The 14,129-nt window shown below is 64.9% G+C and carries 14 protein-coding genes and 1 rRNA gene; all 15 read left to right on the top strand.

The genetic code is table 11. The features are described 5' to 3' along the window. Nucleotides 1-97 (top strand): 5S ribosomal RNA (gene rrf / locus ASG84_RS16750); the annotation flags it as partial. Nucleotides 98-171: 74 nt separating this feature from the next. Beyond that, nucleotides 172-1,053 (top strand): hypothetical protein, encoded by an 882-nt coding sequence (locus ASG84_RS27045; protein ID WP_082322671.1) that lies wholly within the window; start codon nt 172-174, stop codon nt 1,051-1,053. Continuing rightward, nucleotides 1,050-2,039 carry an HAD-IIA family hydrolase gene (locus tag ASG84_RS16740; RefSeq protein ID WP_057478171.1) on the top strand — a complete coding sequence of 330 codons (990 nt, stop codon included), beginning with the start codon at nt 1,050-1,052 and terminating at the stop codon, nt 2,037-2,039. Before ASG84_RS27045 ends, ASG84_RS16740 begins: the two co-directional genes overlap by 4 nt. Nucleotides 2,040-2,103: 64 nt before the next feature. Beyond that, nucleotides 2,104-2,346 carry a hypothetical protein gene (locus ASG84_RS16735; protein WP_057478170.1) on the top strand — a complete coding sequence of 81 codons (243 nt, stop codon included), beginning with the start codon at nt 2,104-2,106 and terminating at the stop codon, nt 2,344-2,346. 1 nt (nt 2,347) lies between these two features. Next, complete coding sequence (locus ASG84_RS16730) at nt 2,348-3,169, top strand: TlyA family RNA methyltransferase (protein WP_057478169.1); 822 nt, start codon at nt 2,348-2,350, stop codon at nt 3,167-3,169. After that, a complete protein-coding gene (locus ASG84_RS16725) occupies nt 3,166-4,131 on the top strand; it encodes an NAD kinase (protein WP_057478168.1) in 966 nt (321 codons plus the stop codon). The genes ASG84_RS16730 and ASG84_RS16725 overlap by 4 nt, the downstream gene beginning before the upstream one ends. 2 nt (nt 4,132-4,133) lie before the next feature. Further along, nucleotides 4,134-5,903 carry a DNA repair protein RecN gene (gene recN, locus ASG84_RS16720; RefSeq protein ID WP_057478174.1) on the top strand — a complete coding sequence of 590 codons (1,770 nt, stop codon included), beginning with the start codon at nt 4,134-4,136 and terminating at the stop codon, nt 5,901-5,903. Nucleotides 5,904-5,987: 84 nt separating this feature from the next. Then, the gene (gene steA, locus ASG84_RS16715) at nt 5,988-7,172 is read left to right on the top strand and encodes a putative cytokinetic ring protein SteA (RefSeq protein ID WP_057478167.1); all 1,185 of its coding nucleotides are present in this window, start codon (nt 5,988-5,990) and stop codon (nt 7,170-7,172) included. Continuing rightward, nucleotides 7,169-8,116: a copper transporter gene (locus tag ASG84_RS16710; protein ID WP_057478173.1), complete on the top strand. Its 948-nt coding sequence runs from the start codon at nt 7,169-7,171 to the stop codon at nt 8,114-8,116. The genes steA and ASG84_RS16710 overlap by 4 nt, the downstream gene beginning before the upstream one ends. A gap of 139 nt (nt 8,117-8,255) precedes the next feature. After that, nucleotides 8,256-9,989, top strand: coding sequence for a CTP synthase (locus tag ASG84_RS16705; protein ID WP_057478166.1), 1,734 nt, complete (start codon nt 8,256-8,258; stop codon nt 9,987-9,989). Next, complete coding sequence (locus ASG84_RS16700) at nt 9,986-10,618, top strand: NUDIX domain-containing protein (RefSeq protein ID WP_057478165.1); 633 nt, start codon at nt 9,986-9,988, stop codon at nt 10,616-10,618. The genes ASG84_RS16705 and ASG84_RS16700 overlap by 4 nt, the downstream gene beginning before the upstream one ends. A gap of 5 nt (nt 10,619-10,623) precedes the next feature. Next, complete coding sequence (gene xerD / locus ASG84_RS16695) at nt 10,624-11,538, top strand: site-specific tyrosine recombinase XerD (protein WP_057478164.1); 915 nt, start codon at nt 10,624-10,626, stop codon at nt 11,536-11,538. Between the two features lie 110 nt (nt 11,539-11,648). Further along, a complete protein-coding gene (locus ASG84_RS16690) occupies nt 11,649-12,611 on the top strand; it encodes a ParA family protein (RefSeq protein WP_235581699.1) in 963 nt (320 codons plus the stop codon). Beyond that, nucleotides 12,608-13,444: a segregation and condensation protein A gene (locus ASG84_RS16685; protein WP_057478163.1), complete on the top strand. Its 837-nt coding sequence runs from the start codon at nt 12,608-12,610 to the stop codon at nt 13,442-13,444. The genes ASG84_RS16690 and ASG84_RS16685 overlap by 4 nt, the downstream gene beginning before the upstream one ends. Then, the gene (scpB, locus tag ASG84_RS16680) at nt 13,441-14,124 is read left to right on the top strand and encodes an SMC-Scp complex subunit ScpB (RefSeq protein WP_057478162.1); all 684 of its coding nucleotides are present in this window, start codon (nt 13,441-13,443) and stop codon (nt 14,122-14,124) included. Before ASG84_RS16685 ends, scpB begins: the two co-directional genes overlap by 4 nt. The last annotated feature ends 5 nt before the right edge of the window (nt 14,125-14,129 follow it).

The raw sequence follows: 14,129 nt of genomic DNA, 5'->3' as shown, positions 1-14,129 counted from the left end.
GGAAACGCCCGGTCCCATTCCGAACCCGGAAGCTAAGCCCTCCAGCGCCGATGGTACTGCACTCGACAGGGTGTGGGAGAGTAGGACACCGCCGAACACCCGTTGTAAGAAGGGGACCCACTTGGTGGGTCCCCTTTTTGCGTTTTGTATCCAAAATCCGAAAGGACGCCCGTGTCGGAAGACAACAACGATCGTCGCCCCTCTCGAGGCGATGGCGGCAACCGCCCGAGCGAATCCCGAGATCGCAACCCCCGCGCTCAGGACCGTCGCGGCGACCCGCGTCGTTCGGACGGTCCTCCCCGTAGGCGTGGCGGTGAAGGTGGGTTCTCCGGCGATCGCCGCGGTAACAGTGCATCCTCCGACCGTCGACCCCCGCGCCCCGACGAGCCGGATCTGCCTGACGAGGTCGAAGCCGGCCAACTCGAGCCGGCCGTGCGTCGTGACCTGCTGAGCTTGGACAAGAACAACGCTACTGCTGTAGCCCGTCACCTCGTGATGACCAGCAGGCTCCTCGACGACGATCCGCAGTTGGCGCTGCTGCATGCGCGCGCTGCTCGTCAGCGAGCAGGTCGTATCGCCGTCGTTCGTGAAACTGCGGGTATCGCGGCCTACCACGCCGGTGAGTGGGCCGAAGCCCTGTCCGAGCTCCGCGCCGCCCGGCGTATGGCAGGCGGGCCAGGTCTGATCGCTGTCATGGCCGACTGTGAACGCGGACTCGGCCGTCCCGAGCGCGCCATCGAACTCGGTCGCAGCGACGAGGCTCGTGAGTTGACCGGCGAGGAAGCGTCGGAGCTCCGGATCGTCGTGGCTGGCGCCCGAATGGACCTGAACCAGTACGACCAGGCCGTCGTCACTCTGCAGACCCCGGATCTCGACGCCTCGCGCTCGGGAACCGCTGCGGCTCGCCTGTTCTACGTCTACGCCGACGCGCTCGTGGCGGCAGGTCGCGTCGACGAGGGCGTCAAGTGGTTCCTCAATGCCGCTGCGGCCGATGTCGATGGTGAGACCGACGCAGAAGAGCGGGTCGAGGAGTTGTCCGGAGGCAGTCAGTGACGCTGCTGCGCGACGCCCACGACGTCCTGCTTCTCGACCTCGACGGCACCGTCTACGCCGGCAAGGACCCCATTCCCGGTGCAGTGGAAGCGCTTTCGGGTGGTTCCGAGAAGCAGTACTTCGTGACGAACAATGCCAGTCGTGCCCCTCAGGACGTTGCCGAGCACCTTCGTAGTCTCGGGTTCGACACGTCTGCGGAGTTCGTGGTCACCAGTTCCGAGGCCGCTGCGGGTGTTCTCGCGGGCAAGTTGGACGCGGGTTCGCGCGTACTGGTGGTCGGTACCGACGCGTTGGCGAACGAGGTATCCAAGGTCGGCCTCGAGCCGGTCAGATCTGCCGACGCAGACCCGGTCGCAGTGGTGCAGGGGCACTCTGTCGATACAGGCTGGAAGATGCTCGCCGAGGCAGTCCTCGCTATCCGAGCGGGTGCCCTCTGGGTTGCAACGAACACCGATGCCACTTTGCCGACCGAGCGAGGGCTGGTTCTGGGAAATGGCTCGATGGTCGCAGCGGTTCGCAACGCCACCGACGTCGAGCCGATCGTTGCGGGCAAGCCTGCCGCGCCGATCATGCACGACGCCATCGAGCGCAGCCGAGCGCATTCGGCGTTGGTCGTCGGAGACCGCCTGGACACAGACATCGCGGGAGCCAATGAAATCGGGCTGCCGTCACTACTGGTGTTGACCGGGGTGAGCACTGCAGCTGAGCTGCTCGGTGCTCCCCAGCATCTGCGACCCACTCACATCGGCCCTGACCTCGGGGTGCTCAACCAGGACGAGTCCGCGTCTCGCGTCGGCAGCAAGAACGGTTGGACGGTCGATATCGATGGCGGAGTGCTGTCGGTGCGGTTCGACAGCGACACGGAGCCGGATGTGTTCGAAGGCGCTCTGGCTGTGCTGCACGTTGCGTGGTCGGGCTCCGAGTTCACGGAGGTGCGCTTCGAGGGAAATCGCCTAGGCGATCTGCAGTCGCTGCTCGGGTGTTGACCCAGGGCCCGGAGAGCGGCGGCGATCGGGCATTCGTCGTACCCATCCGATAGCGTGAAGGGCGATGAGCACGTCTATTCCACTACCAGGGCAGCACCGGCCGAGCGGTGTCGGCGATGAGTCGTCGGCCGATCCGGACGCCATCCGCGCCGAGGTTTCCTCGCTGTTGAGTCAGCTCACGATCGAGTCGGTATCCGACGACGAATCCGAGGCCGTCGACTCGGACGCACTGGCGCGCGACGCAAGTCTGCTGGATCGCGCGCACGAGGTGCTCGTACGCGCCCTGACCACCGTCGACAAGACCTGACGTGGCTCGTCGCGCACGCGTCGACGCGGAGTTGGTTCGCCGCGGGTTGGCGAGATCTCGCGAACACGCGTCGGAATTGATCGAGTCCGGTCGGGTGAAGATCGCCGGGACCGTGGCCTCCAAACCGGCAACGGCGGTGGAGCCGGGTACCCCGCTACTGGTGGCCGAAGAAGACAACGAGGTAAGTTGGGCCTCACGCGGTGCCCACAAGCTGCTCGGGGCTCTCGACGCGTTCGGGCCGCTGGGTTTGACCGTCGAGCATGCTCGTTGCCTCGACGCCGGTGCGTCCACCGGTGGATTCACCGATGTTCTCCTCAGTCGAGGAGTACGCGAGGTGGTTGCCGTCGACGTCGGGTACGGCCAGCTGGTGTGGCGGCTGCAGTCCGACGATCGTGTCCACGTCATCGACCGCACCAACGTCCGGTCGATCGACGCCGAGACGATCGGTGGACCCGTGGACGTGATCGTGGCCGACCTGTCGTTCATCTCGCTGAAACTCGTCCTTCCGGCTTTCGTCGCTTGCTCGACGCCGGGCACCGACATGGTGCTGATGGTCAAACCGCAATTCGAGGTCGGAAAGGATCGCGTGGGTGCCGGCGGCGTCGTACGAGATCCCGCGCTGCGAGCCGAGGCCGTCGAGGACGTGGCGAACGCGGCCGTCGGCCTGGATCTGACTGTTCGCGCGGTGGCGGCAAGCCCGCTGCCGGGCCCGTCGGGCAACGTCGAGTACTTTTTGTGGCTGAGCGCAGGTGCAGGCGAGGATCTGCCGAGTTCCGACATCCCGGAACTCGTACGGCTCGCGATCGAGGAAGGACCACAGTGACTCCGTCCCACGCAGCACCGGAACTGGAGTCGTCGCGAGAGATTCTTCTCGTCGCTCATCCTGGTCGACCGGACATCGCCGAGACTGCACGCCGAGTGGGCAAAGTGTTCGACGAAGCAGGCATCTGTCTGCGCGTGCTGGTGGACGAGGTCGAGCCATCGAAGATCGAAGCCTCCGATACGGAAGAGCACGACCACGTGTTCGTGGCGGACATGAAGCTCAACGTCGTGGAATTCGGCCCCGACGCGGCGGTCGGCTGCGAGATGGTCCTGGTTCTGGGCGGTGACGGAACCTTTCTGCGCGCAGCCGAACTCGCGCAAGCAGCCTCCATTCCGGTTCTCGGCATCAACCTCGGCCACGTAGGCTTTCTCGCCGAGGCGGAGGCCGACCATCTCGAAGATGCTCTGGCCCGCGTCATTGCCGGTAATTACCGGATCGAGCAGCGCATGACCTTGGACATCGCTGTTCGCGTCGGAGATCAGGTGGTCGATCGCGGATGGGCGTTGAACGAGGCGAGTATCGAGAACGGGTCCCGGCTCGGAGTGCTCGAGGTGGTGCTCGAAGTCGACGGTCGACCGGTTTCCGCTTTCGGCTGCGACGGAGTCCTGGTCTCCACACCGACGGGCTCGACGGCATACGCCTTCTCGGCCGGTGGACCTGTGGTCTGGCCGGAACTCGAAGCGATACTGGTCATTCCGAGCAATGCACATGCTTTGTTCGCGCGACCGCTCGTCACCAGTCCCGAGTCGATCGTCGCAGTCGAGATCGATGCGGGCGGACATGCGGGGTTCGTATTCTGTGACGGCAGGCGCACGCTGAGCCTTCCGGCCGGTGCTCGCGTCGAGGTGGTGCGGGGCGCGTCACCGATCAAATGGGTCCGACTCGATTCGGCGCCGTTCGCCGACCGAATGGTCAAGAAATTCGAACTGCCCGTAACAGGGTGGCGGGGGAGAGCGAGGTAGGGATGCTCGAAGAGATTCGGATCGACAGCCTCGGAGTCATTTCCGGTGCCAGCGCACAGTTTCACGAGGGGCTGACCGTACTCACCGGTGAAACCGGCGCCGGCAAGACCATGGTGGTCACGAGCCTGCACCTGTTGTCGGGTGCCCGCGCCGATGCAGGCCGGGTTCGGCTGGGCGCGCAGCGTGCTGTGGTCGAAGGGCGATTCAGTACCGATACCGCGTCGGAGCAGGTGATCGACGACGTCGACAAGGTGCTCGAGTCCTCGGGAGGCCAACGTGACGAGGACAATTCGATCATTGCCGTCCGCACTGTCAACTCCGACGGTCGCTCTCGTGCGCACCTCGGTGGGCGCAGTGTGCCCGCATCGGTTCTGTCGAACTTCACCGACTCGTTGCTGACGGTGCACGGTCAGAACGACCAGCTGCGCCTGCTTCGGCCCGACCAGCAACTCGGTGCTCTGGACAGATTTGCCGGCGACGCGGTGGCGTCCCTGGTCTCGAAGTACCGCACCGCACGCAAGACGTGGCTCGACGCGCGCAACGAGTTGATCGACCGCACCGAACGCAGTCGCGAGCTGGCGCAGGAAGCCGACCGTCTGCAATTCGGTCTGCAGGAGATCGACTCTCTCGCACCGGAGCCGGGGGAGGATCGTTCGGTGGCCGAGGACGTCCGTCGGCTGGGTGATCTGGATTCGCTGCGCGAGACCGCGGAGGGTGCCTCGGCGGCCCTTGTGGGGAGCACCGAGGAGGCGTCGGACACCGCGTCTGCACTGTATCTGCTGGGCGAGGCTCGTTCTCGCTTGGAGCACGCCGACGACACTGCTCTGACGGAGCTGCTGCCGCGACTGAACGACGCGATGGCCATCGTGGGAGACATCGGTGCCGATCTCACCTCGTACCTGACGGATCTGCCGTCCGATCCGAATGCGCTCGACGCGATCCTGAACCGCCAGGCCGAACTGAAGTCGTTGACGCGCAAGTACGCCGCCGACGTCGACGGTGTCATCGCCTGGGCGGAGGATGCCCGCGAGCGCCTCTCGCACATCGACACTTCGGCCGACGCCTTGGCTGAATTGAGTGCCAAGGTCGACGCGGCTGCCGTCGACGTCGCGGCGGCGGCACAGAAGCTCAGTGCGGCCCGCACGAAGGCGTCGGTGAAGCTTTCGAAGGCGGTCAGCGTCGAGCTGGCGGGGTTGGCGATGGGAAAGGCCAAGCTGCAGATCGATGTTCGAGCGTTGCCCGCCGGACCGTCGGACACCGCTCCGATCGTCGTCGACGGCACCGAACTGCATGCCGGGAGCAACGGCGTGGACGAGGTCGAGTTTCGTCTGTCCGCCCACGACGGTGCGCAGGCTCTGCCGATCAGCAAGAGTGCGTCCGGCGGTGAGCTCTCACGGGTGATGTTGGCGCTCGAGGTGGTGCTGGCGGGCTCGGACAAGGGCGCGACGATGGTCTTCGACGAGGTCGACGCCGGAGTCGGTGGTCGCGCTGCCGTCGAGGTCGGGCGTCGGCTCGGCCGGTTGGCTCGCACCCATCAGGTCATCGTCGTCACCCACTTGCCTCAGGTCGCAGCGTTCGCCGACACACATCTGGTGGTCGACAAGACCGATGCGAAGAAGGGCGCGGCGAACAGTGGAGTTCGGACGCTCTCGTCGTCGGAGCGGGTCGTCGAGCTCGCCAGAATGCTCGCGGGTCTGGACGACACGGAGACCGGTCGTGCGCACGCCGAGGAGCTGCTGGCCACTGCAAACGCCGATCGAGCTGCCCTGTAACCTTTGGTGCTGATGTGATCAGTGTGGTAGTTGTTTCGGCGCGCCTCCGCCGCCGGGCGTGTCGATCGGGTCATCATGGTCCACATGAAGATGCCGGCTCTGCTGTCACGTAGTCAGGATTCGCTGCCCGGAATCACCGGGATCGCGCGAGTCGATCGCAACACGGCCAAGCTGCTCAAACGGGTCGGCCCCGGCGACATAGTCGTCCTGGACGAGCTGGACCTGGATCGTCTGACGGCAGATGCGCTCGTCGAGGCGGGGGTGCTCGCGGTCGTCAACGCGTCGCCGTCGATTTCCGGGCGTTACCCCAACCTGGGTCCCGAGGTCATCGTGGCCAACGGGATCACCTTGATCGACTCGGCCGGCACCGAGATCTTCAAGAAGATCAAGGACGGAACCAAGGTTCGTCTGAACGACGGCGGTGTCTACACCGGAGATCGCCGCCTCGCCAAGGGTGACGAGCAGAGCGAAGCCGAGATCTCCGACAAGATGATCGAGGCCAAGACCGGTCTCGTAGACCATCTGGAAGCGTTCTCGGGCAACACCATCGAGTTCATCCGGACCGAGAGTCCGTTGCTCATCGACGGCGTCGGTGTGCCGGACATCGACATCGACCTGAAGGGTCGTCATGTGGTGATCGTCGCCGACGGACCCGGTCACGCCGAGGATCTGAAGAATCTCAAGCCGTTCATCAAGGAGTACTCGCCCGTCATCATCGGCGTCGGCGCGGGTGCCGACACCGCCATGAAGGCCGGTCACCGCCCTGACCTGATCGTAGGCGACCCCGAGGACGTCACCGCTCAGACGCTCAAATGCGGTGCAGAGGTGGTACTTCCGGCCGATTCGGACGGTCACGCGCAAGGTCTCGAACGCATTCAGGACCTCGGAATCGGTGCCATGACCTTTCCCGCGAGTGGTGCCGCTGCCGACCTCGCTATGCTGCTGGCCGATCATCACGGGGCCTCGCTGATCGTGTCGGTCGGTAGCCCGGCCAGCCTCGACGAATTCTTCGATCGTGGCCGTCGCAACACCAACCCGGCCGCATTCATGACGCGTCTGAAGGTCGGAGCCAAGCTGGTCGACGCCAAAGCTGTGGCCACCCTGTACCGAAGCCGGGTGTCCGGTGGCGCGATCGCACTGCTGATTCTCGCAGCCCTCGTTGCCGTCATCGTGGCGTTGGCCGTGTCCAACATCGGTGGTGAATCGTTGGACTGGGCGATCGACCTGTGGGACCGGTTCGCTGTGTGGTTCCAGGGGTTGCTTCCGTGATTTCGCTTCGCCAACATGCCATTTCATTGGCGGCCGTGTTCGTCGCGTTGGCCATCGGCATCGTGCTCGGTTCAGGTCTGCTGTCCAGCGGACTGGTCTCCGGTCTTCGGGACGACAAGACCGGTCTCGAAAACCAGGTGGACGATCTACAGGCGTCCAACAATCAGCTCGGCGAGCAGCTGAATTCTGCCGACGGGTTCGACGCCGCAGTGGCAGGCAGGGTTGTGCGAGACACGTTGCTCGATCGTTCGGTCGTGGTCATCACCACCCCCGACGCAGATCCCGGCGACGTCGACGGAGTCACACGCTCGATCGGAGCGTCGGGGGCCACTGTTACCGGCCGCGTGTCGCTGACCGACGCGTTCGTCTCCGCTGCGAACGGTGACGATCTGCGGACGCGCCTGACCAACGTCATTCCGGCGGGCGTGCAGTTGCGCACCGGGGCGGTCGATCAAGGCAGCCTGGCGGGAGATCTGCTGGGATCGGTGCTGCTGCTCAACGCAGAGACGGCCCAGCCGCAGTCGACGCCCGAGGAGCTCTCACTCGCGCTGGAGACGCTGCGCAGCGGCGGGTTCATCGCCTACGACAACGGTGCCGTGGCACCCGCTCAGTTGGCAGTGGTCGTCACCGGTGCCGGTACGTCAGACGTCGAGGACGGCAATCGTGGTGCCATCGTCGCTCGCTTCGCCGGTGCTCTCGACTCGCGTGGTGCGGGCACGGTCTTGGCGGGACGATCCGGCGCCGCGGAGGGCAACGGATCCATCGCCGTCGTACGGGCGGATTCGGCTCTGTCGTCGTCACTGAGCACGGTCGACAACGTCGACCGTGAAGCCGGACGGATCACCACCGTTCTCGCTCTGGCGGAGCAGCTGGACGGGGCCTCGGGTCGATATGGAACCGGCGCGAACGCGAACGCCGTGACGGTCGGAGCTCCCGCGAGCTGATCGCGCGTGTCGTTGGCGGTGAGGTACGTACTGGTGTTACCGTGAAGTCCCGTGGGTAGCAGGCCCAATTTCTACGCTTTACCTCTCTTATCAGCCCCCTGGTAGGAGCAAGCCCTGCAGATTTGTCACGGGAGCCTCATTGTCACGCCTTCAGTCGCGTTCCGACACCAAGCACATCTTCGTCAGCGGAGGCGTCGCGTCTTCGCTCGGAAAAGGTCTGACGGCATCCAGCCTCGGCCAGCTACTGACCGCACGCGGCTTGCGCGTGACCATGCAGAAGCTCGATCCGTACCTCAACGTCGATCCCGGCACGATGAACCCGTTCCAGCACGGTGAAGTCTTCGTCACCGAGGACGGCTCCGAGACCGACCTCGATGTCGGTCATTACGAGCGCTTCCTCGACCGTGATCTGTCGGGATTCGCCAATGTCACCACCGGCCAGGTCTATTCGACGGTCATCGCCAAGGAGCGTCGCGGCGAGTACCTGGGCGACACCGTCCAGGTCATCCCGCACATCACCGACGAGATCAAGCGTCGAATTCTGGCCATGAACGGGCCGGATCTGCAGGGCCACCAGCCTGACGTCGTGATCACCGAAATCGGTGGCACCGTCGGCGATATCGAGTCGCAGCCCTTCCTCGAGGCAGCGCGCCAGGTTCGCCACGACGTCGGCCGTAACAACGTGTTCTTCCTGCACGTCTCCCTGGTTCCGTTCCTGGCCCCGTCCGGTGAACTCAAGACCAAGCCCACCCAGCACTCCGTGGCTGCCCTTCGCAGCATCGGTATCCAGCCCGACGCATTGATCCTGCGTTGCGATCGTGATGTGCCGCCGGGACTGAAGAACAAGATCGCGCTCATGTGCGACGTCGATGTCGACGGCTGCATTTCCACGCCCGACGCGCCGTCGATCTACGACATTCCCAAGGTGTTGCACAAGGAAGGCTTGGACGCCTACGTCGTCCGTCAACTCGGTCTCCCGTTCCGCGATGTCGACTGGACCATCTGGGGTGGACTGCTCGAGCGCGTCCACCAACCGCGCGAAACCGTGCGCGTCGGCCTCGTCGGCAAGTACGTGGACCTGCCCGACGCCTATCTTTCGGTCACCGAGGCGTTGCGTGCCGGCGGGTTCGCTCATCGCGCCAAGGTCGAGATCAAGTGGGTCCCGTCCGACGAGTGCTCGACGCCTGCGGGGGCGCAGGCCGCGTTGGGTGATGTCGATGCCGTGCTCATTCCCGGTGGCTTCGGCATCCGAGGAATCGAGGGCAAACTCGGAGCCATCGAGTTCGCACGCACGCGCAAGATTCCGCTGTTGGGGTTGTGCCTCGGGTTGCAGTGCGTGGTCATCGAGGCGGCTCGTTCGGTCGGTCTGACCGATGCCAATTCCGCCGAGTTCGATCCGGACACCAAGGATCCGGTGATCTCCACGATGGCCGATCAAGAAGATGCCGTCGCCGGTGACGCCGATCTCGGCGGCACGATGCGCCTCGGTGCCTACCCGGCGACACTGCAGAAGGGTTCGGTCGTCGCGGCGTCGTACGGCACCGAGAACGTCTCGGAACGTCACCGTCACCGCTACGAGGTCAACAACGACTACCGGGATCGAATTGCCAAGAGCGGCTTGGTGTTCAGCGGTACTTCTCCGGACGGCCACCTGGTCGAGTTCGTCGAGCTGCCCGCTTCGGTGCACCCGTTCTTCGTCGCCACCCAAGCGCACCCGGAGCTCAAGAGCCGGCCTACCCGCCCGCACCCGTTGTTCGCATCGTTGATCAATGCGGCGCTGAAGTACAAGGCCGCCGAGCGTCTGCCGGTCGACATTCACGGTGATACCGTCGCGGCGGAGGAGTCGGACGCCACTGCCGAGACCGTCGGATGAGCGAGCCCCGGCACGAGTTCACCACCCTCGACTCGTCGGTGCCGTATTCCGGTGCCATTCTCGCGCTCCGGCTCGATCAGGTCGCGATGCCGAACGGTCGCACGGCCGAGCGTGAGGTGATCGAGCATCACGGCGCGGTCGGGATTCTGGCCGTCGACGATCAGGACCGTGTGGCGATGATCGAGCAGTATCGGCATCCCATCGGGCGACGCCTGTGGGAATTGCCGGCCGGCCTGCTCGACGCGCCGGGGGAGCAGCCGGTACTGGCGGCCCAGCGTGAGCTCGCCGAGGAGACCGGCCTTGCGGCCGGTACCTGGTCGGTATTGGTCGACGTGCTGGCCTCGCCCGGGTTCACCGACGAGGCCGTGCGGATCTTTCTCGCACAGGACCTGACCGAGGTGGATCGGCCCGAAGCGCACGACGAGGAAGCAGACATCGAACTCTCCTTCGTACCGATGGACGAGGCCGTCCGTCGCGCATTGGCGGGAGAGATCGTGAATGCGTCCGCGGTGGCGGGCGTGCTTGCCTTCGCTGCAGCCCGCGCCGCGGGCACCGAGCTGCGCCCGGCCGACGCCTCGTGGCCCGACCTGCCCACGGCCTTCGAGAAGCGGAAGAGTTCACGAAAGTAGCCACCGTGATCGGCCAGCAGATTCAGACGTACCTCGACCATCTGGTGGTCGAGCGCGGTTCGGCACAGAACACGGTGTCGTCCTATCGTCGTGATCTGGTGCGGTACGAGCGGTTTCTCAGCGGCTACGGAATTGCCGATCTGGCCAAGGTCACCGAGAACGACATCACCGAGTTCGTGCTGTATCTCCGGCGCGGCGATGACGAATTCCCTGCTCTCGCAGCGAGTTCGGCCGCACGCACGCTGATCGCCGTGCGCGGTCTGCACCGCTTCGCTCTGGCCGAGGGGATGGTCGAGCGCAACGTAGCGAGCGAGGTCAAGCCCCCACAGCCTGCCAAGCGACTGCCCAAGTCGCTTCCCATCGACCAAGTGGTGGCACTGCTCGAATCGGCGTCGATCGCAGGGCCCGATGCTCCACGCGGACTGCGTGATCGAGCACTGCTGGAGTTGTTGTATTCCACCGGTGCCCGAATTTCCGAGGCCGTAGGGCTGGATGTGGACGATATCGACACCGAGTCACGCTCGGTACTGCTGCGCGGAAAAGGCGGTAAGCATCGCATCGTCCCGGTCGGTAGGCCGGCGATCGAGGCGATCGACGCGTACCTGGTGCGTGGGCGACCCGGCTTGGTTGCGCGCTCCAACCCGGCCCTGTTTCTGAACGTGCGCGGCGGCAGGTTGTCTCGGCAGAGCGCGTGGCAGGTACTGCAGGACTCGGCCGAGCGGGCCGGGATCACCTCCGGCGTCTCGCCACATGTTCTGCGGCACTCCTTCGCCACGCATCTACTCGACGGCGGCGCCGACGTCCGCGTGGTGCAGGAACTGTTGGGGCATGCGTCGGTGACGACGACGCAGATCTACACTCTCGTCACCGTCACCACGCTGCGCGAAGTATGGGCGGGAGCGCATCCGCGGGCGCGGTAGCACGAGGTCGACCCCTGCCTGTCAGCGTGTCCGGTGACAGCGACGGTGTCTCAAGCGGTAGCGTTTGCGTGAACTACTCGAAGACGAACGGGACAGGGGAGCGCTGGAACGTGTCGACACCGCAGCCGCCAGCGGCGGAGTCAGCCTCGGATCGTGCGCACCTCGAAGGCGCGCTGTTCCATACGCGTCAACCCGAGTCCAGTCGCGAGTCGCGCGACATCATTCCAGCTCCCGACGAACTCGGGCCCACCGGTCGAAAGACGCGGTCGGTTCCGGATCCGCAACCGCTGGCCAGTCATGGCCCGGCCAAGATCATCGCGATGTGCAATCAGAAGGGCGGCGTCGGCAAGACGACGTCGACCATCAATCTCGGTGCATCGCTGGCCGGCTACGGCCGTCGAGTGCTGCTGGTTGACCTCGACCCGCAGGGCGCCCTCTCCGCGGGCTTGGGCGTCGCACATCACGAACTCGATCTCACGGTCTACAACCTTCTCGTCGAGGCAAAGGTCTCTGCCGACGACATCATCATGCGGACTCGCGTCGAGAACCTCGATCTGATGCCCAGCAACATCGACCTCTCGGCCGCCGAAATTCAGCTGGTGACCGAGGTGGGCCGCGAGCAGACGCTCGGGCGGGTGCTGCACCCGATCCTCGATCGCTACGACTACGTGCTCATCGACTGCCAGCCCTCGCTCGGTCTGCTGACTGTCAATGCGCTCACCTGCGCCGACGAAGTACTCATTCCGATGGAGTGCGAGTACTTCAGCCTCCGCGGTCTGGCACTGCTCAACGACACCGTCGAGAAGGTACGCGATCGCCTCAATCCTCGGCTGAAGCTGGCCGGCATCGTAGTCACGATGTTCGACGCCCGAACACTGCACTCTCGCGAGGTGATGACACGGGTGGTCGAGGTGTTCGGCGACGTCGTCTACGACACGGTGATCACTCGAACTGTCCGGTTCCCGGAAACCAGTGTGGCCGGTGAACCCATCACCACGTGGGCTCCGAAATCCGGCGGCGCGCAGGCGTACCGCGCTCTCGCGCGCGAGGTGATCTACCGGTCGGGTCCGTGACCGTCGACGCTGCCGACGAGGCCCCCATCAAGGTTCCCGCCGACGCGGATCCCTCGAAATTTCGGGTTCGGTTGCTCAACTTCGAGGGTCCGTTCGATCTGCTGCTGTCCTTGATCAGTCAGCACCGCATGGATGTCACCGAAGTGGCGCTGCACACCGTCACCGACGATTTCATCTCGTTCACCAAGTCTCTCGGTGCCGATGTGGGACTGGATCAGACGACGGAGTTCTTGGTCGTTGCCGCGACTCTGCTCGACCTCAAGGCAGCTCGTCTGCTGCCGTCGGGTGACGTCGAGGATGCCGAGGATCTGGCGCTGCTCGAAGTGCGAGATCTCCTGTTCGCTCGGTTGCTGCAGTACCGCGCCTACAAGCAGGTGGCCTTGCTGTTCGGGGAGCTGGAAGCTGCTGCGCTGCGGCGGTATCCGCGATCGGTGTCGGTGGAGAACAGGTACGCCGATCTGATCCCGGAGGTGTTGCTCGGCGTCGACCCCGCAAGGTTCGCAGACATCGCCGCTGCCGCCTTTCGGCCCAAGCCGATTCCGCAGGTTGGGCTCGATCACATCCATCAGCACGCCGTCTCGATTCCCGAGCAGGCCGAGTGGCTGTTGGAGAACTTGCAAGGCCGCGGCCTGAACGAATGGGCGTCGTTCTCGGAGCTGGTGCAGGACTGCGAGGTGCAGGTCGAAATAATCGCGCGATTCCTGGCGTTGCTGGAGCTGTTCCGTCAACAGGTGATCGCGTTCGAACAACCGGAGCCGCTGGGCGATCTCCGAGTGAGCTGGACCGGCAAGGACGAAGGACCCATCGTGGTCACGGAAGAGGACTACGCATGAGTGCCGACCCCGAACTCGAGCTCGAGGACGTCGACGAGTCCGAGGAGCTCGACGACGCCAACCTGGCGTCGGCGCTCGAAGCTGTGTTGCTGATCGTGGACACCCCAGCGTCGGACGAGCAGCTCGCATCCGCAGTGGGTGCATCGGTCGCTCGAGTGCGCGCCTCCTTGAACGAGATGGCCGCAGCGCTGACCGAACGAAGCAGCGGAATCGACCTTCGCTACGCCGGTGACGGGTGGCGTTTCTACACCCGAACCGCTTACGCGCCCTACGTCGAACGGCTGCTTCTGGACGGCGCTCGGTCCAAGCTCACACGCGCAGCATTGGAAACCCTGGCCGTGATCGCCTATCGTCAACCGTTGACCCGCGCACGAGTCAGCGCCGTACGTGGAGTCAACGTCGATGGAGTGATGCGTACGTTGCTCGCCCGTGGACTGATCTCCGAAGCAGGAACGGACCCGGAGACGACCGGAACGATGTACTGCACCACCGAGCTGTTCCTCGAACGGCTCGGGCTCGCATCGCTCGGTGACCTACCCGAACTGGCACCGCTGTTGCCTGGAGTGGACCTGATCGACGAGATCAGTGACAGCATGGACACCGACCCGAGAATGACCCGCTCCACCAAGAACCGCGGATCGAAACCCGATCCGGCAGCCGAGCTCGACTCGGACGACTGATAGGT

Source organism: Rhodococcus sp. Leaf278, assembly GCF_001426085.1.
In the GTDB taxonomy this organism is placed as follows: domain Bacteria; phylum Actinomycetota; class Actinomycetes; order Mycobacteriales; family Mycobacteriaceae; genus Rhodococcoides.
This window is presented reverse-complemented; position numbering and strand designations above follow the sequence as displayed.